Consider the following 20628-nt stretch of genomic DNA (forward strand, 5'->3'; position numbering starts at 1 on the left):
TCTTATTTTTTGGTGTATTCAAGTGTTAGAGTAAACGAGTTGATAAGAGAATAATCATAATCAGGTGTATTCAACAGTTCAATAATTGCTCTTTCTCTTTCAATAGTGATGTAGACTTTTGTTCGCCACTGATTACCTGCAAATGCCGCTTTAAGGTCATCCCATTCTGTAAACATTTCGTTGGAGATAATGGTTTCGAGATCCGGGAATTCAGGTCTTAAGTCAATTTCACCTGTTCTCGGAATTTGATCCAGATACAAGGTTTTTTTGTAGACAGGCTTACCGTTGATCCATTTTCCACCCGTCAGCTCTTCTTTGGTACTGTAGGAATGCTGTTTGTCTGCATATTGTTTCTGGATGTAATCATTTTCCTGTGCGTTGTCTCCAAAATAAGTTTTAGAACTTAATCCTCTGGCATTTGATACCTGATGTTCTACCATAACAGGCTCATCAGGATAATTGCTTACCATAATTCCTTTACCGTCAGAATGATCGGTAAAACTCGTTAAAGAGGCTCCGGCATTACTTAAACTAAGTTTTGCACCATAAGCTCTAGCCAATACACCGTAATCTTTACTGACATCTAAATTTGATTGTATAGAATTATCTACACTGCCTGATGTGATCAAAACTCCGCTTGGAAAGAAACCTACCTGGTTTTTAATTCCGTCCTGAGTATTGATTTTATAGAGAAGAGATTCAATTTCCGGAGCTTCGGCATTTTCAAACTGGATATGACCGGAAACGGGATTGTTTACTTCTGTTCCTGTGATAGGAATGTAGTTTTGAAAGTCGGAAAGGTTTTTATATCCCAATACATTACCGGCATTAAGAACCGCAACTTTTGTATAAGTGTTATCTGCTAAAGGTGTTCTTTTTGCAGAAATCACGGCGTCAAAATCCAATGTTCTTGCAGCAAAGTCTCCACCAATTAAAGGCGTTACAAAATCATGGCGTCTTGCTACCGGATTGGATTCAATCACCAGTTTGTTGAAGGTTGAACCTCCTAATGGGGCATTACAGCCGATAACGACATTGTTATCACCCCAAACACCCATAGCATGCGTAGTGGAGGCGGCATTATATCCGACAAAAGTATTGGATCCCCATGCTCCTGAAGTTGTCGCTTTTCCATGAATATTTCCGGCAAAAGCACCTAAAAAAGTATTCTGAGTACCATTAGTTAAGGAATAAGCGGCTCCCAGACCAAGCGCGGTGTTATTGGTTCCTGCAATATTTTTGTTTCCTGCTTCATCTCCGATATACGTATTTCCGTTTCCTGTTGTTGTTTCAGTTCCCGCTTGTGTTCCGAAAAAAGCATTGAAATTACCCGTGGTAAGTTTAGCTCCGCTTGAAACACCTGTTGCGGTATTCCATCTTCCTGTGGTGGTTTCATTTAAAGCGTAAGAACCTAGAGCTACGTTATTTGCTCCGGTGGTTAACTTTGATAATGTGTTATAACCAATTCCCAGTCCGTAAGCTCCGGTGTGATCCGTATTCAAATTTCCAAACCAGAAGGAATACGTTGTAGGGCTGAAATTGATTTCACCTGCTCTGCCCTGGCTTGGCTGAAAAATAATAGGTTTGGTTGTTCCGTTACCTCTGTCTATGACATTCTGTAAATTATCATTCCCGCTAAAAGTGGGTTTGTCAGAAAGGTCATTATAACTTCCTGTTAAAGCTACTTTTTTTACAGTGATTTTTTCCTGTCCTTCCTGTGATAATGTTACACTTCCATCAGCATTGGTAGTAGGAATAATGCTGAATTCAGAAAGATTGATATGAAAGGCAGAACCGTCATTCTGGGTAATGGTAATCATATTTTGAGAGGCATCATATGCTGCATTTTCAATACTGATATCACGGGTTACCAGACTGCTTAAATCTACAGATTTACTTTGCTGAACCCCATTCTCACCCGTATAAAATACCGTTAAGATATTTCCATTTAATTGCGGAACCTGAATAGCTGTCTGCGTTTCAATTTTTTCTTTCCAAAGCTGAGCATTCTGCGGATTTATATTGGATGCATTTGCATCTGCTTTTTGTGACAGATCATAATCTAATTGAGCTGCAGGAATCTTTTCATCTTTGTGCCAGTATGAATCATGCCACTCCCAAAATTCTTCCTGTACCGGGATATCTCCGTTTTCGAAATATTTTTTTAATTCTTGTTTTGTTTTCATTTGCTTAAAAATTTTAATTGATGAGTTTTCCTCCCACGATTTCCACTGTGCTGTCAAAAGAATAAGGTAAATAGGTCGTTTCAGGGCCTAATGTTACTTTTGTAAGCTGGTTAACTCTGAAAGCATTGTTTTCAATTTTGAGTACACTGGCCGGAATGGTTACTGAGGTGAGTTGATTACTGACAAAAGCATCCGAGTGAATTTCTGTTACTCCATCGGGAATCTCAACAGATGTCAGCTTATTGGCAGAGAAGGCTCCTTGTGAGATAATCGTTATTCCTTTGGGAAGACGAAGTTCTTTCAGTTGATTGGCTGTAAATGCCTGTATTCCAATATTGATAACGCTGTCCGGAATAAATAAAGACGTTAATCTGTTATTGTAAAAAGCCCAATTGGGGATTTCGGTTACCTTTGGAGGAATTGTAAAGGTCGTTAAGCCGCCGTTACTAAATGCGCTTTCCTGGATAGTTGTTACAGAGTCAGGGATTTCTACGTCAGTTACCTGCAGACCTGCGGTGAAATTTTTGGGAATAGTGAGTGTTCCTTCTTTTATCACAATTTTTCTTTTTGAAAAGAAAGCCAGTGAAGCATTTTTATCAGCATCCATTTCAGCATAGAGTATGTTGAATGTACCATTCTCCAGACCTGCGATCTTGCGCATGTCAATTTTCTCATCCTTATGCCAGTAAGCGTCCTGCCATTCCCAAAAATCTTCCTGTTTTGGGATATCTCCATTTTCAAAATAGAGCTTTAATTCTTCTTTTGTTTTCATAAAACGTTGTGTGATTGATTAATAAGTTGATTGCTGTGATCTGTTCTTTTATAAAGCATGCTCACTTTTGTGCTATATTTTCAGACATAGTTCTGGCTGTTCAGCATTTTGTGAATGGTGAATTCAAAGGAATTGAGAATGTTTAATGAGTTTGCTGTACGGTTATTATAGAGATTTCAAAAGTAATGTTGAACAGCGCCAGAACTTGTCTTGTATTAATTTTTATTTAAAAAATATCTTCTTCTAGTAATCCTTTTTCAAAATCTTCCCTGAAGAAGTTTTCAATGTCAATGAGATAGTTTTCATAGTCCATCTCAGCATTTTCGATATCGCTCCATTCTATTGTATAGAGATCTTCATTGAAGAGTACATCGGTATTGTGATCTGGTGTTTCCATGTTTTGTGTTGTAAGGTGTTGGTTATATTTTGAACATATTTTAGACTGTTCAGCATGAGAAAATGTTGAATTCAAAGGCTTTTAAAAGTTTTTAAGAATTGTTGTTTTTGCGTCTTTTTAATACTCCAAAGGTAGTGGGGCAAAGCGACAAAACTTGACGTGTTTTTAAAAAGATTTTTTAATTTTTAAATATAATCTTAATAGCTTATATGATGCTGTTATAAGGTAAAAAGCTTATATTTTATTTTTGATGAGTTTCTGAACAATCTGGTTCAAAGTTTCTCTGTGATCATCAATATAGCTCAATCCGGCTTGTATCAGATTTTCGATATTGGATCTTCTTACATTATCCATTGCGGGAGAAGCATTTTTCAGTGAAGGATTCAATCGGTAATAGTTTTTTTGATTTCTAAGTCCCAGCGTCTGAAACATTTGTTCCAGCTGATAATCCACTGTTTCTGCGTTGGCAGACATCAAAATGTCGACGATTGGGCTTACCCAGCCAATTTTTCCAGCCTTTTCCAATCTTTTAAAAGAATAAGGTCTTGCTTCAATTCCTGTTCCGATAGAGACAATGATCATGTCGTTTACGCTTGGGTGATTAGCTTTCTGATGGTTTTTTAAAACTTCTGCGAAAGGAATCTTCCTTGCTTCGGCATAAGCACAAAGCGCGGGATTATTAGCAAACATTCCTCCATCAATCAAACTGAAAATCTGGCCATACATGGATTTAATCTGAACAGGGCTAAAATACGTAGGAGCGGCTGAAGTCGCTCTGCAGATATCTCTTACATAGAAATTATCTGTGCTGAGGTTGGCTTTCCACGAGTTGAAAAGTTTCGCCCTTCTGTTCTCTATATCATAACTTGTTATTAAACATGGTTTTATTAATTCTTTTAATTCTAAATTTCCAAAGAAATCATGTAAATTTTTTTCCAGAGCTTCCTGGGAAATTTTTTCATTCAATAATCCGAATGGATTAACCAGTTTTTCCCAAAAGGAAACCTGGAAGATGTCGCCGCCCTTTTCAGCATATAATTCCAATCCTTTCTGAATAGAATATTTTGCTTTTCGGGTTTCATCAGGAGAGAGAATAATAGAAGCAATCAGACCTCCGGTGCTGCTGCCAGCTACCAGATCAAAATAATCTCCCAGCTTGGCGGAAGGCTTATCATAATACTGGAGCTGTTCTTCTATGTAACGCAGAATAATGCAGGTTACAATTCCCCTTATTCCACCTCCGTCCAAAGAAAGAATGGTTGTCTTTTTCATGTGATATTTTTAATGGTTTGTTAAAAGGACACATGCAATCTTAAATCTACAGAACCTTATTGACTGGTCAGAAAATGTTGAGATTCCATATTGAGATTTCATTGCTTTTTTTTTGTTTTCTTATAAAGCAAAGGTAGCTTGAGGAGGCGACAGAACGTGTCGTATTATATTTAATTTCAAATAAATGAGACTAAAAAATAACGTAATTCTGTTGGTCTTTTGGCATCTTCAAGAGCGTTCTCCAACTGGTTTTTACAGGACCTTTTTTAGAGGGAATATTCTTTTTTTCGAAGTGGGGAAGGTCTTTAAATGTTTTCCAGTTTCCACCCCAGTCCCAGCCGTGACGGGCAAAAATTTTCACACATTCGTACCAATCTGCAACTTTGTCATTATCCCAGTCCTTTGCGGTATCCCAACTTGCTGTTTTCCCGTCGATCATCAGGCAGATATCTACGGCAAGTCCATAATTGTGGATGCTTTGCCCTGCCTTCGCATTGGTTACCTTTTTTCCTGAAGTAATTCTTCCGATGGCATAAAGCTTTTCCTGCTCTTCAAAAGATCTTAATCCCTGAGTGATTCGTATCTTAGCCCTTCCGGTAAGAGCTTCATCACATTCCTGTATAATCTGCTTCACTTCATCTCTTACCAACGGGTGAAGTTTCTGAATCCTTTCTAAGGTTACTTTGTCCATATTTTTTATTTTGTTATAAGACAAAAGTATAGCGCAGAGACGACGAAACTTGACGTGTTTTATTTAAATTTTTATAATATTCAACCTTAGGTAAAAAACATAATATAAAAAGAGATTTAGCAACAAGTAGCTCATCTGTACATCCAAAAAATGAGAAAAAATTGCTTTTAAATTTTTAAAAATCAAATAGAAGTAGTAAATATGATGGATAAAACACAATAGTAAATGCATACGATCCTACCTTTTTTATTAGCCATGGTGGCTGCCATTGTGCTGCTCAATATGTGGGCTACAAAATTAAAAATTGCTTATCCTGTTTTGCTCGTTGTATTCGGGCTGCTTGTTAGTTTTGTACCAGGTCTTCCGGTTGTAAAGATCAATCCGGATCTTATCTTTTTTATATTTTTACCTCCTCTTTTATTTGAAGCTGCGTGGTCTATTTCCTTTAAAGAAATGAAACGATGGTGGCGTATTATCGGAAGCTTTGCTTTTTTAGTGGTCTTTTTTACGGCACTGGCAGTGGCCGTGACTGCCAATTATTTTATTCCCGGATTTACACTTGCTCTCGGGTTTTTGCTGGGAGGTATCGTATCTCCACCTGATGCAGTAAGTACAGGAGCGATCATGAAATTTGTAAAAATCCCGTCCACTACTTCTGCTATTCTGGAAGGAGAAAGTTTATTGAATGATGCTTCTTCATTAATTATATTCCGTTTTGCTTTGATTGCTGTAGGAACCGGACAATTTATATGGCAGGAAGCCTCATTAGACTTTGTATGGATGATCATCGGAGGTGCCGGAATTGGCTTACTTTTAGCATGGATCTTTGTACAGGTTCACAAAAGACTTCCTACAGAAGCTTCTTCGGATATTGCTTTAACGATTATTGAACCTTATCTGATGTATTGGATAGCAGAACAGTTTCATGCTTCCGGAGTTTTAGCTGTGGTTTGCGGAGGTTTGTATATGTCAGGCAAACGATTGATATTTCTCAACAGTACCAGCCGAATTATGGGATATAGTGTATGGCAGAGTTTTGTATTTATTCTGAATGGTATCGTCTTCTTAATCATCGGGCTCGAGCTTCCTGAAATTGTTGGAGGGTTGCGGTCAGAAGGAATTCCTTTGAGAATTGCTATCCAATATGGAGTGTTGGTGACCAGTGTTCTGATTGCCGCCAGAATCATAAGTTCTTATGCCGCCATGCTGGCTACATTGATTTTCCGGCCAAGTGTCGCTCCCCGTGCTTCTTCGGCAAGAAGACGCTTGTTAATGCCTTTGATGCTTGGATGGACCGGAATGAGAGGAGTTGTTTCACTGGCTGCTGCACTTGCCATTCCGATTACCCTTGAAAACGGACTTCCTTTTCCCAACAGAAACCTTATCCTTTTCATTACTTTCGTGGTGATTCTTCTTACATTACTCGTACAAGGACTTACCTTGCCATACTTCATCAAATATGGACATGTATTTGATGATTTTACAGATGAAGAGAAAGATAAAAAGGCCAGGGAAGAAATAAAACATCAACTGAAACAGCATGTTTATCATTTTCTTAAAAATAAGCATGAAAATGAACTGAACAGCCATGCAGGATTAGAAAGAATGCTCAAACAATGGGAGGAAAAAATCCAGGCCAATAATACTGAATGGATGAATGAAAAGACCAAAGATATTTTTTTTGAAATGCTGGAAAGCCAGAGACAGTTTCTTTCGGAATTGAATAAAGATATTTCCGTTAATGAAGAAATTATCCGCCATCAGCTCTATCAGCTCGACCTTGAGGAAGAACGGTTAAGAATGATTTAATCTATATCATAATTTGTTTTTTGAAAACAAAATTACAGCGCTAATGCGACAAAATATGTCGTATTATGAAATTTTATTCATTAAGAATCAACTACATTGTTTGATTTTTTATAATAAACACTTTATTTTCTAATTCCGTAATAGTATTTCTCAATTCTGAAAACATATCTTTAAGATTATAATTTTCAAAATTGGTTGAATCAAAATCTTCAGGAAAAATTCCTGATGCATATTGCCATATTTCTACAACTTCTCCCAATGGAATATCATAAGGTTGGTAAAATGAATTATCGGCAGCAACAGTTATTGATTTTTTGTTTCCAGATATGAATCGTTTATAAGAAATGCCATCATTCAAAGTCACAAAAACATAACTTTTATTCGGTTTAAGATCATCAATATTTTCAACATATTTCCCGATAATATAGGAACCATCTTTAAAAGGCGGCATTGAATCTCCCTGGGCCGGAAAGGCACGGTACTTTCCATTGGTTAAAAAAGGAAGTGAGATTCTTTGCAGACTTTCAATATATTCCGGATCACTGTAGCCGGATAAATAACCCATTGATGCTTTTTGCGGAACGATTTCTATACTGTTGTTTCCTAGTTGATCCACAATAACAGGTAAGACAATTCGATTGTCGGGAAGCTTCAGAATATCCTCCAGCGGATACTTCCGGATGTCAACAGATACAAGAAGGTCAATACTAAGATTGAAAAACTTAGAGATTTTGATTAATATTTCGATAGGCGGCTCTGATCTGCCATCTTCATAAGAAACGTATCTGGAACGGGTGAGTTTCAAAGTATTCGCTAACTCCTGTTGAGTTTTTTCTCTCTTGCCTCTTAAAAAGCGTATGTTGTCTGAAAAAATTGACATTGTTATAAATTGTAACAACAAAAATACAAATTTTGTTTAAAAACGTAACTAAATTTGTAGCGTGAATCGTGCAATTGTACATATGGATTTGGATACATTTTTTGTGTCCTGCGAGAGACGTAATAACTCGCAGCTTCAGGGTATTCCTCTCATCATAGGAGGTGGAGACCGTGGAGTGGTAGCCTCATGTTCTTATGAAGCCAGAAAATTTGGGGTTCGCTCTGCAATGCCTATTCGTATGGCACTGAGACTTTGTCCTGATGCAAAAGTAATCCGGGGTGATCATGAAATGTATTCAAATTTATCTCATACTGTAACCGAAATTATACAGGGAAAAGTTCCGGTGATGGAGAAAGCAAGTATTGATGAATTTTATTTGGACTTATCAGGGATGGATAAGTTTTTTGGCTGCTATCAATGGACCAAAGAAATTGCTGAAACTGTTACTAAAGAGACAGGCCTTCCTATAAGCTTTGCACTGTCAACGAATAAGACCGTTTCAAAAATTGGTACGGGAGAAGCTAAACCTTTAGGGAGAATGGAAATCAAGGAACTGGAAGTACAGCCATTTTTAAATCCTTTATCCATCAAAAAAATTCCAATGGTAGGTGAAAAGACTTTCCAGTTGTTATCAAGAATCGGAATCCGGACCATTCATACCTTATCTGAAATGCCGGTACTTGTTCTGCAGCAAATGATCGGACTCAACGGAAAAGAACTTTGGAAAAAAGCCAATGGAATTGATGAAAATCCTGTGGTTCCTTATTCTGAAAGAAAGTCTATCTCAACCGAGAGAACCTTTACCAACGATACTATGGATATTATAGAATTAAAACGGCTGATATCGGGAATGGCAGAGCAATTGGCTTATCAACTGAGACAAGAAAAATGGCTTACTTCAACTGTGGTAGTAAAAATCCGATATGCCAATTTCGATACGGAAACTAAACAGTATAAAGTAGCTTATACTTCAGCTGACCATACACTTTCAAGAGTGGCATTGGAACTATTCAACCAGGTATATACAAGAAGAATGAGACTGAGATTGGTAGGATTACGGTTTACCGGACTCGTGCATGGTAACCATCAGATGAATCTGTTTGAAGATACAGAAGAACAGATGAGCCTATACCAGACAATGGATTATCTGAAGAACCGGTTTGGTGTTGATGCAGTTGGCAGGGCATCCGGTTTTGATTTTGGAAAATAATATATAAAACTTTTGATCATGTTTCTGAATTGTCATTCTTTCCACAGTCTTCGTTACGGTACCTTATCGGTAGAAGAATTGGTACGGCAGGCACATTCTTTGGGTATTAAAGAGTTGGTATTAACAGATATCAATACGATTACTGCTATTTATGATTTTAAGAAAGAATGTGAAAAGGCAGGCATTAAACCTATTGCCGGAATTGAGGTCAGAAAAGAAGACAGGCTGCTTTATATTGCTGTGGCAAAAGAGTTCTCCGGGATTGGTGAAGTCAATAAAATGTTGACAGATCATAATTGTTATGGAGGTGAACTTTCTGAAGCAGCTCCTGTATTTAAAAATGTTTTTATTGTTTATCCGATAAATAACATTCCTTTAAAGCTAAAAGAAAATGAGTTTATTGGAATCCGGGAAGAAGAACTGAACTTATTGATCCGTCCTGAATTTAAAAGGTTGGTTCCGAAAATGGTGGTTCTTCATCCGGTTACATTCAGCACTAAAAAAGAATATAATCTTCATAAAATATTAAGGGCTATTGACAAAAATACCCTGTTGTCGAAACTGAATGAACAGGATATTTGTGGGAAATCGGAATATTTTAAATCCGAAGATTTAATCATCAGTACTTTTCAAAGGTATCCTGAGATGATAAAGAATACCAGAAATTTGCTGGAAGCCTGCAGTTTTGAATTTGATTTTGAAAAAGTTAAGAACAAACAATACTATACTAAGTCCAAAGAATCTGACGTTAAACTTTTAAAAAGGTTAGCCTATTTAGGACTTGAAAAGCGTTATGGTAAAGATCATGAAATAGCAAAAATAAGAGTGGAAAAAGAACTGAAAGTAATTGATGAACTCAACTTTTGTTCTTATTTCCTCATTACCTGGGATATTGTACGATACAGTAACAGAATGGGGTTTATGCATGTAGGACGTGGAAGCGGAGCTAACTCCATTGTCAGTTATTGTATCGGTATTACAGATATATGTCCTTTGGAGCTTGACCTTTATTTTGAAAGATTTCTCAACCTTAACAGGAAAAGTCCTCCAGATTTTGATATCGACTGGAGCTGGCAGAACAGGGATGTAATCTTGGAATATATTTTTAACAGATATGGGAAAGATCACGTTGCTTTTTGTGGAACAAACGTTGAATTCAAATACAAATCGAGATTCAGAGAGGTCGGGAAAGCTTTTGGATTGCCTAAAGATGAGTTGGATGAACTGACGAAAAAGCCAATGGAAGTTCACGAAACGAATTCTGTCGTACAAACGATCCATAAATATGTCAGGCTGATGGAAAGGTTTCCCAATCAAAGGAGTATGCACGCCTGCGGAATTTTAATCTCGGAAGAACCTATTACAAACTATTCTGCCCTTGAAATGCCACCGAAGGGATTTCCAATTGTTCAATTTGATATGAATGTGGCAGAAGATGTTAAATTAGAGAAATTTGATATTCTGTCTCAAAGAGGTCTGGGAACAATAAAGGATACCGTAGATCTTATTAAAAAAACAAGAGGAATTGATGTTGATATCCGTGATACAAGCATTTCCAAAGATGAAGAAAAAGCCAATGAATATCTGGCCATAGGAAAAACGATCGGCTGCTTTTACATAGAATCTCCCGCCATGCGTGGGCTTTTAAGAAGATTACAATGTGACAATTACAGAATCCTCGTTGCTGCTTCTTCTATTATCAGACCTGGAGTAGCACAAAGTGGTATGATGCGGGAATACATTTTCAGGCATAATCATCCGGAACAGTTTGAATATTTTCATTCTGTATTTGAAGAGCATTTAAAAGAAACCTATGGGATTATGGTGTATCAGGAAGATGTGATCAAAATTGCCCAGTATTTTGGAGGGCTGTCTCTTGCAGACGGTGATATTTTACGTAGGGCAATGAGTGGAAAAGGAAGATCAATCAAAAAGCTTCAGGAGGTAAAAGCTAATTTTTTTGCATCATGTAAAAAGAAAGGTCATTCGGAGCTAATGACAGCCGAAGCCTACAGACAGATTGAGTCTTTTGCAGGGTATTCTTTCTGTAAAGCACATTCAGCTTCATATGCGGTGGAAAGCTACCAAAGTCTTTATCTGAAAGTATATTATCCATTGGAGTTTATGGTTTCTGTGATTAATAATCAGGGAGGATTTTACCGCACCGAAGTCTATATTCATGAAGCAAAAATGTCAGGTGGAAACGTTCAGGTTCCTTGTGTGAATTCAAGTGAATTCCAGACTACGTTAAAAGGGAAAGATATCTTTTTGGGATTAATGCTTTTGGAAGGATTAGAAACAAGAATTGCCCACGGAATTGTGGAAGAACGCGAAAGAAATGGAGATTACAAATCTCTGGAAGATTTTATCAGACGAATTCCCATTGGTATTGAAACAATACAGATATTAATTTTTATTGGAGCATTCAGGTTTACGGGGAAACCTAAAAATGAATTGCTGGTGGAAGCCAGGCTGTTATTGGTCAATTTTAAACCGGAACAAAGAGGGCTTATGCTGATTGAAGAACCCGTTCATGAGTTTAAACTTCCGCAGTTAAAAAGAGAACAGTTTGAAGATGCTTTTGACGAAATTGAACTCATTGGCTTTCCTGTTTCATGTAGCCCCTTCGACTTGTTACAGACCCAATATAGAGGCTCTGTGTTTGTAAAAGATTTATTGAAATTTCATAAAAAGCAAGTGAAAATGTTGGCTTATCTGATTGCCAGAAAACATGTCCCAACGAAGAAAGGAGAAATGTATTTCGGGACGTGGATTGATGCAAATGGAGATTATTTTGATACCTCACATTTTCCGGACAGTCTGAAACAATATGGTTTTCAGGGAGGAGGATGCTATTTACTTTTGGGAACAGTAGAAGTAGATTATCATTTTCCCACAATTACTATCCATAAAATGGCCAAAATGCCGATGATTCCTGATCCGCGGTACTCTTATGATAAAGAAAGACAATATGATATCCATCAACAGATTAAGGAAGATGTAAGCATGACTCATAGGAAGCCTTATCCACAGGCCCATGAGATTGGACTGCCAAGGCATCGAATTAATAATAGTGAATTATAATTATTTCCTTTCATACTTCCAGTTTCTTCCTTTACCTTCAGCAATCCATTCCAGAGCCTGATCCATTCTTTTATTTCGGGTAGTTTCTGTTTTAGCTTCTGCAATCCATGTAATATATTCTTTTCTAAAGGACGGAGAAGCCTTTAAAAATAGGTCAAGAGCTTTCTGATTGGCATTTAATGCATTCTGAAAATAATCAGGAATTTCCATTTCTGTTTTGGAAGGAGCCGCTTTTTTCATGGTAACGCCCATATCAGTAAGCTCCATCGCTTCTTTAATTGCTTTTTTCAGCTGTGGTTTGGAAGGAAGATCTCCGACCTGCGTAATTTTTCCTAAACTGAACATCGAGTTTTTCTCAATATCCTGAGTGATCTCCTGCATGGTTTTCATTTCTTTTTCCAGCCAGAACCCAAAAGTACAGTGCTGTTTGAAAGAAGCCATAGCACAAAGATTTTTCCCTTTATAGATAAAATGGGGAAAGCTCCACTTCATGGTTTCTTCAGCATCAGGGCAGAATTCATGAACGGTTTCACGGATATAATGCAGGATAGGTTTCGCAAAATCCTGTGATTTTTCAATATAGGCATCAATTTTGGGATTGTATTTCTCCATCGTTTTTATTGGAATAATTGTACAATTTCATTAACAAGAAATTTTACCTGATCAGGTCTTCCTCTGTCATTTTTAGGGTTATTGGAATAGCTTCCGGTTTTTACAATAACCATATTGTGCTCCGGAACCATAATGATATATTGACCCTGTAATCCCAGGAAATAATAATGTTTGATGGGGTTGTCATGATTAATCCAAAGTCCCATTCCATAAATGTTTTCAGACTTTTCAGTAGGAGTTCTCATCTGTTCAATGAAATCTTGATTGAGGATTTGCAGGTCTCCCGCTTTTCCATCATCCAGAAAAAGCTGTCCAAGTTTGGCAAAATCTCTTGCATTGGAATGAATACAGCAATAGGCTTTTTCCATACCATGATTATCTGTAGTCCATTTAGCATTTTGCTCCATTCCCAAAGGAGCCCAGAACTTTTCTGATAAATAATTTGCCAATGGTTTATCCAGTGCTTTTCGAAGAGCAAAACCAAGAAGTTGTGTAGAACCGCTTTGATATTCAAATCTGACTCCTGGTTCTTCTTTGAATTTTCTTGTGAATACAGCTTTTACAAGGCTTTTTCCATAATAGGCTTTAGCATTGGGCAGAAAAGGATTGTTGTAGTCTTCATTCCAGTCCAGTCCGGCTTCCATTTGAGCTAAATTTTTAAGGGTAACCTTATTTCCAAAGGGTTTGTTTTTAAATTCAGAATAAAAATCTGAAAACTTTTCATCAATAGATGGAATAATTCCTTCTTCCAGTGCTTTACCCAAAAGCATCACAGTCACTGCTTTTGCCATAGAAAAAGAATTGGTTTGGGATAGCTGGTTATAGCCTTCCCAGTATTGTTCATGAAGAATTCTTCCATTTCTTATCACTACCAAAGCTGCTGTTCTGGAGTGTTTTAAGTTTTCAACTAAGTATTTAGGTAAATCTTTTTTGTTGTAGTCAGGATCTTCTTCCCATAGCCTGGGCTCTTCCGTCGCAATAGGGTTGCTGGGGAAAAGATCTCCGTCGTCGATGTATGCACTTGATTTTCCTTTTAGGTAGGTTTTGGAAATACCACTAAATAAATAATCATATCCAAAAAAATAAGCCGCTGCTGCACCTGCTACAGCTCCACCTATCATATACTTTAGTATTCTCATTTTTTCACGAATGGGTCTTTAACAAATTTAGAATAATTTGGTTATAAAATTTAAAATGAATCAGCAAATAAGTTATTTTTGTTCTTATTGAAGAAAACTATGACCAGAAAACTTTTTGTATTGGGGTACTTCCTATTTTCAATTATGGGAATAGCCCAGATTTATAAACCAATAGATACCGCAGATTATATACAGAGAAAAGCGTTTTTAAAGAGTTTTGAAGGAAATAATGAAGCCACTGTAAAGAGATTAAAGTCCCAATATTCCGGAAAAACAGGTTCTGAATTATCCAAAATTTATAAAGAATTCGGAACTGATTTTGAAAAGCAGGTGAAGAATAAGGATTTTATCTTTAAATCTGAATTTGAAACCAGTATACAGTCTATGATTCTACGTCTTAAAAAGAATAATCCTACAATTCCTCAGGACCTGAAAATTCTGATTGCAAAAGACAACACACCCAATGCTTATTGTCTTGCTGATGGAACCTTTGTCATCAACATGGGGCTTTACAGCTGGCTGAATAATGAGGAACAGATTGCTGCGGTGATTGCCCATGAGCTGGGACATAAAATCGAGGAGCATTCCCTGAAGACTTTTTTGAAAATTATCGAACAGGATAAACAGGATAAAGTGGTGGTGCAGAACATAAAATCTACTACAACAAGCAGAAGTCAGGACCAGAACCAAAAGGCTTTCGATATTTTTAAAAATACAGCCTACAAGAAAGGAGTAGAAAGAAGGCAAAGCGAAATGCAGGCAGATTCTTTGGGATATGTTATCTTTAAAAACAGTGATTTCAAGAAAGCAGAATTCATCAATGCTCTTCAGAGATTGCAGGATTTTGATACCATTTCACCAAGAGAGCTGAAGGTAGAAACATATAAAAAACTATTTAATCTTCCCAAGCAGGCATTCAATGAAAAATGGATGAAGAAGGAAGATTTCTCTCTGTACAATTATAATTTCTATAAAGAAAAGCTGAACAAAGACTCTCTTGCTTCTCATCCTGAAGTTTCCAGAAGATTAGAAGTGCTTAAAAAGACATTTACAGAGCTTAAAACTCCTGTTAGTCCGGAAAAACCCTCAGATCTGTTTTTAACATTAAGAAAAACGGCGAGAATGGAGATTTTACCCAATTATTTCCATTCAGAAGATTATGGACTGGGAATCTATGCTGCCATGCAGTTTTTACAGGATGAAGAGGAGGAAAAATACTATAAAAGCTGGTTGGGAAGATGCTTTACCAAAATATATGAAGCAAGAAAAAATTATAATCTGAACCGGTATCTGGATAGAATAGAACCTAAAAATCAAAGTGAAAGTTATCAGCAGTTTCTGAACTTTATGTGGAACTTAAGCCTTGATGAAATAAAGAATATAGCAGATTTTTATCAGACGAATGAGACAATCGCTAAAATAGATTGATTAAGCAGATTAAAAAACTAATTACAGTTTTAGCTGTTAAACCTTAAATACATCAAGTTATTACGTGTTTTCTGGTGATTATGGCGTCGATATAAATGGAATATTCCAAAAGATCGGAGTTCAAACCCTATTGTAAATACTGAAGTAAATTGATTCCCATGAAGTAAAAAAAATAAATTTTTAATAATAAAGTAAAATACCATGAAAAAATTCATTTTAACTATCATAGTCTTATCTTCAGTTGTAACAAGTTGTTCTAAAGAAGAAGGTACAACAGAAAATGATAAAGTATTATCCAAATCATCCATTTTAAATAACAACAATTCATCTGGAAAGACAGCCGGAAAAGAGTATACGCAGCAATTGCCTTATCTTGATGCTCATACAGATTTTATGGTTTTCAATGTTGAAAATGATCTTGCCCATAAGATGAATGACCCCAAAGTTGACTGGAAAACCATCAATGCACTTTATAGTGCAGATTTAAGTACGGCTTCAAAACAATATCTGATTTATATATTATTGGCGAAAAAAGATTTACTGGGTATTCAAAATACTGCACCCACCACAGATCAAGCTAAATTAATAGCACAATATGCTCAGGAATTGGTCAATACAAAGTATCCTGGATATTGCCTTCTATATAATACATTATTAACCTTGAATTCTACGGAATATGCACCGTTATCGGAAACGCTTGCATCCCAAATTGTTTTCAACTCAAAAACGGAGGTTTTCCACTCAAATTTTCTGAACAGGCCAGAAGGAAGAGATCCTTATGTAGCAAAGGTTAAAGAAGATTATATCTACCTAGATAAAATTAAAACCGAATTTTAAATAAAAGAATTTAGAGTAAAGGAAATATTATTAGTGCTGTATTCAAAAGTCAAAGAAAAACCCTGATGTTTAGTCAGGGTTCTTTTTGTATTAATAATTTAATTTCTCCAGACGGATCTTGTTAAACTTTTCTTTTTCATTATACTCCCGAAGCAGGATGTAGCCTTCTTTTCCAACGTATGGCGTTACTGCATAATTGTCTTTTTCAGAAATTGGAATAATCTCCTGTTTGAATTTTCCATCAATAATGGTATTGATAAACAAATTCCATCTTTTCTGCCTGGTTACTTCGTCTTTTTGATAGTCACGATAGAAAAACACTACGTCTTTTCCGCCGTTGAGGTATTGTGAGAAGAGATAATCACTGTTGACCCATTTTGATTTTTCCTTTTCAAAAACCTGAACATTTTTCACTTTGAAATCTTTATCTGTGTAGATATACACAAGATCTGTAGTCTTTGGAGCGTTGTATTGCCCTGCCGGTTTATATTTTTCGGATAAAATACCCACACTTCCATCGTTCATAAAGTACATATCTTTGGTCTGAAGCATATAACCGCTTTCTACCATTCCATATTTGTTGACCTTGGGAAGAAAAGCAGAAATATTGGGTTCATAATTGATCGCTTTCATATCTACCGAAAAATCAGATTTGTTGAGGATCATTCTTGCAAATCCTACTGATTCTGAATCATCATAGTTTCTTCCCAGCAGAACTATTTTATCATCAAAAGTTTTATCATTATCAAGCTTTCTGTAGTTGGAGTAGAAGGATTCAATATTGTCTATTGTATCATCAGATAATCCGGTAATCGGTTTGTTGGATGTTTCTTTTCCGGTTTTCATGTCAAGAACCATCAGATTAAATGTCTTCTGTTTGTCATTCACTTTCTTCAGGATACAGTACATATAATTTTCGTCTCTTTCCAGAACGGATAAAGTAGTGTACAGTTTTTTACTTCCGTCAGTGTTGTATTTGTATCTCCAGATTTCCTTTTTGTTGTCATCAAACCTCATGAGGCTGTTGCTGTTTTCATACTTCCCATAATCTTTGTATTCAACAGCAAAATAGCCACCTTCTTTCAGTTCTCCTACCGCAGAAACGTAGTTATAGCCTTTCTCTTTTTTCTCATCACGGTTTTCCTTACGTTGTTCCTTCCAGCTCTTCGGTTCGTTGATCTCTTTGAAAGTGCCGTTTTCCAGATAATCATAATATATTTTTCGGGTAATAGAGTTGGTTTTCGGATCGATTACCATAGAAACCGGAGTAAAGACTTCTTTGCTCTTCACAAGAGAATAATCCATCATGGAAGGCTTTAAAATAATCTGACCTTTAAAATCAACATATCCCAAATAAGAAGCAGCCGTGATATCTCCCTCAAACTCTTTATTGGCAACAGGGTTGAGGTTTTTATCGAGGATAACATACTCAAACTTCTTGGTCTTATCACCGGATTTACCGTAAGAGTATAGAGAAACGTAGCCGTAAAGATTGTCTTTATCATCGAATAGAGCATTCATTCCCACGTGATCACCTGCAGCGAGAGTTGTCAGGTCCTGAGTTTGAGAAAATGCAAATGTCTGGATCAGTCCAAACATCATCAGCGTTATTTTTTTCATGGTTAAAATTTGAGCGATAAAAGTAATAAATTAACCCATATGTTGCGAAAAATAAAAAAGCCCTGGAAATATTTCCAAAGCTTATGATCTAAAAAGGCAGAACAATTACTAATAGTATTCGTAAAGCCAGTTATGAGTGCTTGTTCCATAACCCGAACTTTCATAAGTGGTAACGGCTTTGGTAGGGTAGTTATCTCCGTTAAGCGTGTAAACGGCTGTAATTTTGTTGGTTCCGTTAGATGAACCGGAATAACTCTCGGTTTGATTCAATAAATTATTATAACCTATTTGACCATCACTCACGTCAAATAAATTGATCTTAACAAAACCTTTAATCCCTTTCATAGGGCTATTGAAAGTGTCATAAGTATTGGTGATATTGTAGGTAACTCCGTTATAAGTATATTTAGCTGAAGCTACATTTCCAGCATTGGTTAAATTAACATCCACCTGTGCAAATACAAGATTGGAATATGTTCCTGTTGCAGGATTATAAGTTCCGCTTTTATACTCATCAAACTGAACATGGGTATCACTGAGATACTGATAAATTTTGGTATAGGTAAGCGTTCCCTGTTCTTTATCAGTAATTTTCTCCGTTGAAAGCCTTCCATTAGAATAGGTGAATTCTCTCATCAGAACCAGAGCGCCACCAATGAACTCTTCTGTTTTAGCAATATAATCTCCACTGTAAGTATAAACAACTCGATCATCATCCAGTGCATTATATGTTTCTACAAGTTTATCTCCATTATATTTGAATTCCACCACATAGGGTTGACCACCCGGATTGACGTCTGTTGCTTTTTTTAAGAGATGAAAAGGCCCGTTATTATTGTTCTGAGAATTATTGCTGTTGTCTCTGTGGTCGGCCGGATTATCATTAGAAACACAACTTGAGAGCAATGCCACAGCAAGTGATGAAAACATCAGTTTTTTCATGGTTATTATTAGTTTAGTTTTTAGTCCGCTAAAAATAATCATTTTTGTGGTAGGTTGTTCCGGAATGTATGAAAAATAAAAAAGCCCTGAAAAAACAGGGCTTTTAAACTATAATTGAGAAAGTAAATTTCTGAAGTTCGTTTTTTCATCAATGATTCTTCTCAGCTCTGAAACGGGAACTCTTTCCTGCTGCATCGTATCTCTGTCTCTGATGGTTACCGTGTGATCTGTAAGAGAATCGTGATCCACAGTGATACAGTATGGAGTACCAATGGCGTCCTGTCTTCTGTAACGTTTTCCGATCGCATCTTTCTCTTCGTAGAACAGGTTGAAATCATATTTCAGATCATTGAAAATCTTTTCTGCATATTCTGCCAAACCATCTTTCTTCATCAATGGAAGAATAGCTGCTTTAATGGGTGCCAATGCCGGAGGTAACGATAAAACTGTTCTTTCTGAACCGTCTTCTAACGTTTCATCTCTTAAACAATGAGAGAATATGGAAAGGAATAATCTGTCTAAACCTACAGAAGTTTCCACTACATAAGGAACATAGTTTTCGTTTCTCTCAGGATCAAAGAACTGAAGTTTTCTTCCTGAGAATTCTTCATGCGCTTTTAAGTCGAAATCTGTTCTTGAGTGAATACCTTCCAGCTCTTTAAATCCGAATGGGAAGTTAAACTCAATATCAGCCGCAGCATTCGCATAGTGAGCAAGCTTTTCATGATCGTGGAATCTGTAGTTCTCATTCCCCAGACCTAAAGCTCTGTGCCAGTTCAGACGTTTCTGCTTCCACTGTTCGTAGAATTCAAGTTCTGTTCCCGGAGCTACGAAAAACTGCATCTCCATTTGTTCGAACTCACGCATTCTGAAAATGAACTGTCTCGCAACAATCTCATTTCTGAATGCTTTACCGATCTGCGCAATACCGAAAGGAAGCTTGTGACGTGAAGTTTTCTGTACGTTTAAGAAGTTAACGAAAATACCCTGAGCCGTTTCAGGTCTCAGATAAAGATCCATAGCACTGTCAGCAGAAGCTCCCAGCTTTGTCCCGAACATCAGGTTGAACTGTCTTACTTCAGTCCAGTTTTTAGAACCTGTATCAGGATCTGCAATTTCAAGCTCTTCAATCAAAGCTTTTACATCAGCAAGGTCTTCATTTTCCAGAGATTTTGCCAGTCTTGAAAGAATAGCCTCTCTTTTTGCTCTGTATTCAATAATTTTTGGATTGGTAGCTACAAACTGATCCTTATCGAAAGCATCCCCGAATCTTTTCGCTGCTTTTTCGATTTCTTTATTCTCTTTATCTTCAATTTTAGCACAATAATCTTCCACCAAAACGTCTGCTCTGAAACGTTTCTTAGAATCTTTATTATCAATCAATGGATCGTTGAAAGCGTCTACGTGGCCCGATGCCTTCCATGTTGTTGGATGCATAAGGATCGCCGAATCAATGCCGACAATATTTTCGTTAAGCTGTACCATAGCTTTCCACCAATATTGTTTGATATTATTTTTTAGTTCGGCACCGTTCTGTCCATAATCATAAACAGCGGATAAACCATCATAGATCTCACTCGATGGGAAAATAAAACCATATTCTTTAGCGTGAGAAATCACTTTCTTGAAAACATCTTCTTGCTTTGCCATAATTTTTTTACGTCTGAAATGCAAAAATAGCAATTTGGATCCAAAATCATGAGATTCAATAAAAAAAGCAGTTAATAAACAGACAAATATTGACAATTT

At 36.7% G+C, this 20628-nt stretch carries 16 protein-coding genes; 5 read left to right on the plus strand and 11 right to left on the minus strand.

The genetic code is table 11. From position 1 onward, the window contains the following. Positions 1–2: 2 nt before the first annotated feature. From DEU39_RS24435 to DEU39_RS14625, 5 genes are all read right to left on the minus strand, one after another. The gene (locus DEU39_RS24435) at positions 3–2186 is read right to left on the minus strand and encodes a hypothetical protein (protein WP_183037423.1); all 2184 of its coding nucleotides are present in this window, start codon (positions 2184–2186) and stop codon (positions 3–5) included. 13 nt (positions 2187–2199) lie between these two features. After that, positions 2200–2958, minus strand: a complete 759-nt coding sequence (locus tag DEU39_RS14610) for a leucine-rich repeat domain-containing protein (RefSeq protein WP_120232451.1) — start codon at positions 2956–2958, stop codon at positions 2200–2202. A 226-nt stretch (positions 2959–3184) separates the two neighbouring features. Then, positions 3185–3430 carry a hypothetical protein gene (locus tag DEU39_RS24440; RefSeq protein WP_120232452.1) on the minus strand — a complete coding sequence of 82 codons (246 nt, stop codon included), beginning with the start codon at positions 3428–3430 and terminating at the stop codon, positions 3185–3187. 159 nt (positions 3431–3589) lie between these two features. After that, the gene (locus DEU39_RS14620; RefSeq protein ID WP_062673188.1) at positions 3590–4627 is read right to left on the minus strand and encodes a patatin-like phospholipase family protein; all 1038 of its coding nucleotides are present in this window, start codon (positions 4625–4627) and stop codon (positions 3590–3592) included. A 190-nt stretch (positions 4628–4817) separates the two neighbouring features. Next, the gene (locus DEU39_RS14625) at positions 4818–5318 is read right to left on the minus strand and encodes a M15 family metallopeptidase (protein ID WP_062673190.1); all 501 of its coding nucleotides are present in this window, start codon (positions 5316–5318) and stop codon (positions 4818–4820) included. A gap of 225 nt (positions 5319–5543) precedes the next feature. Between DEU39_RS14625 and DEU39_RS14630 the strand changes: the two genes are divergently transcribed. Continuing rightward, entirely contained in the window at positions 5544–7127 is a 1584-nt protein-coding gene (locus DEU39_RS14630; protein WP_120232453.1) for a Na+/H+ antiporter, read from the plus strand. A 91-nt stretch (positions 7128–7218) separates the two neighbouring features. Here the strand turns inward: DEU39_RS14630 and DEU39_RS14635 are convergent, their stop codons facing one another. After that, on the minus strand, positions 7219–8007 hold the full coding sequence (locus DEU39_RS14635; RefSeq protein WP_120232454.1) for a LexA family transcriptional regulator: 789 nt from the start codon (positions 8005–8007) through the stop codon (positions 7219–7221). A 61-nt stretch (positions 8008–8068) separates the two neighbouring features. Here DEU39_RS14635 and dinB point away from each other — a divergent pair, with 61 nt between their 5' ends. Beyond that, positions 8069–9217 (plus strand): DNA polymerase IV, encoded by a 1149-nt coding sequence (gene dinB, locus DEU39_RS14640; RefSeq protein ID WP_062673196.1) that lies wholly within the window; start codon positions 8069–8071, stop codon positions 9215–9217. 18 nt (positions 9218–9235) lie between these two features. Then, positions 9236–12301: a DNA polymerase III subunit alpha gene (locus tag DEU39_RS14645; RefSeq protein ID WP_120232455.1), complete on the plus strand. Its 3066-nt coding sequence runs from the start codon at positions 9236–9238 to the stop codon at positions 12299–12301. Here DEU39_RS14645 and DEU39_RS14650 read toward each other — a convergent pair whose 3' ends face one another. Further along, a complete protein-coding gene (locus DEU39_RS14650; protein WP_120232456.1) occupies positions 12302–12913 on the minus strand; it encodes a YdeI/OmpD-associated family protein in 612 nt (203 codons plus the stop codon). A gap of 5 nt (positions 12914–12918) precedes the next feature. Further along, entirely contained in the window at positions 12919–14052 is a 1134-nt protein-coding gene (locus tag DEU39_RS14655; RefSeq protein ID WP_120232457.1) for a serine hydrolase domain-containing protein, read from the minus strand. Positions 14053–14151: 99 nt separating this feature from the next. On the opposite strand from DEU39_RS14655, the gene DEU39_RS14660 reads away from it, so the two are divergent. Together DEU39_RS14660 and DEU39_RS14665 are read left to right on the plus strand one after the other, a co-directional pair. Then, positions 14152–15480, plus strand: a complete 1329-nt coding sequence (locus DEU39_RS14660; RefSeq protein ID WP_120232458.1) for a M48 family metalloprotease — start codon at positions 14152–14154, stop codon at positions 15478–15480. 201 nt (positions 15481–15681) lie between these two features. Continuing rightward, the gene (locus tag DEU39_RS14665) at positions 15682–16317 is read left to right on the plus strand and encodes a hypothetical protein (RefSeq protein WP_120232459.1); all 636 of its coding nucleotides are present in this window, start codon (positions 15682–15684) and stop codon (positions 16315–16317) included. 90 nt (positions 16318–16407) lie between these two features. On the opposite strand, the gene DEU39_RS14670 is transcribed toward DEU39_RS14665, so the two are convergent. The 3 genes from DEU39_RS14670 to DEU39_RS14680 form a co-directional block, all read right to left on the minus strand. Continuing rightward, positions 16408–17937 (minus strand): hypothetical protein, encoded by a 1530-nt coding sequence (locus DEU39_RS14670; RefSeq protein WP_120232460.1) that lies wholly within the window; start codon positions 17935–17937, stop codon positions 16408–16410. 108 nt (positions 17938–18045) lie between these two features. After that, the gene (locus DEU39_RS14675; RefSeq protein WP_062673210.1) at positions 18046–18879 is read right to left on the minus strand and encodes a hypothetical protein; all 834 of its coding nucleotides are present in this window, start codon (positions 18877–18879) and stop codon (positions 18046–18048) included. 108 nt (positions 18880–18987) lie between these two features. After that, entirely contained in the window at positions 18988–20529 is a 1542-nt protein-coding gene (locus DEU39_RS14680; protein WP_062673212.1) for a glycine--tRNA ligase, read from the minus strand. Positions 20530–20628: the final 99 nt, after the last annotated feature.

It is taken from the genome of Chryseobacterium sp. AG363, assembly GCF_003610675.1.
Taxonomy (GTDB): domain Bacteria; phylum Bacteroidota; class Bacteroidia; order Flavobacteriales; family Weeksellaceae; genus Chryseobacterium; species Chryseobacterium cucumeris.

What these genes read in the sequence shown, in the direction of transcription:
- DEU39_RS24435 (WP_183037423.1), bottom strand. Translation starts at nt 2,186, where the DNA reads ATGAAAACAAAACAAGAATTAAAAAAATATTTCGAAAACGGAGATATC.
- DEU39_RS14610 (WP_120232451.1), bottom strand. Translation starts at nt 2,958, where the DNA reads ATGAAAACAAAAGAAGAATTAAAGCTCTATTTTGAAAATGGAGATATC.
- DEU39_RS14620 (WP_062673188.1), bottom strand. Translation starts at nt 4,627, where the DNA reads ATGAAAAAGACAACCATTCTTTCTTTGGACGGAGGTGGAATAAGGGGA.
- DEU39_RS14625 (WP_062673190.1), bottom strand. Translation starts at nt 5,318, where the DNA reads ATGGACAAAGTAACCTTAGAAAGGATTCAGAAACTTCACCCGTTGGTA.
- DEU39_RS14630 (WP_120232453.1), top strand. Translation starts at nt 5,544, where the DNA reads ATGCATACGATCCTACCTTTTTTATTAGCCATGGTGGCTGCCATTGTG.
- DEU39_RS14635 (WP_120232454.1), bottom strand. Translation starts at nt 8,007, where the DNA reads ATGTCAATTTTTTCAGACAACATACGCTTTTTAAGAGGCAAGAGAGAA.
- DEU39_RS14645 (WP_120232455.1), top strand. Translation starts at nt 9,236, where the DNA reads ATGTTTCTGAATTGTCATTCTTTCCACAGTCTTCGTTACGGTACCTTA.
- DEU39_RS14650 (WP_120232456.1), bottom strand. Translation starts at nt 12,913, where the DNA reads ATGGAGAAATACAATCCCAAAATTGATGCCTATATTGAAAAATCACAG.
- DEU39_RS14655 (WP_120232457.1), bottom strand. Translation starts at nt 14,052, where the DNA reads ATGAGAATACTAAAGTATATGATAGGTGGAGCTGTAGCAGGTGCAGCA.
- DEU39_RS14660 (WP_120232458.1), top strand. Translation starts at nt 14,152, where the DNA reads ATGACCAGAAAACTTTTTGTATTGGGGTACTTCCTATTTTCAATTATG.
- DEU39_RS14665 (WP_120232459.1), top strand. Translation starts at nt 15,682, where the DNA reads ATGAAAAAATTCATTTTAACTATCATAGTCTTATCTTCAGTTGTAACA.
- DEU39_RS14670 (WP_120232460.1), bottom strand. Translation starts at nt 17,937, where the DNA reads ATGAAAAAAATAACGCTGATGATGTTTGGACTGATCCAGACATTTGCA.
- DEU39_RS14675 (WP_062673210.1), bottom strand. Translation starts at nt 18,879, where the DNA reads ATGAAAAAACTGATGTTTTCATCACTTGCTGTGGCATTGCTCTCAAGT.
- DEU39_RS14680 (WP_062673212.1), bottom strand. Translation starts at nt 20,529, where the DNA reads ATGGCAAAGCAAGAAGATGTTTTCAAGAAAGTGATTTCTCACGCTAAA.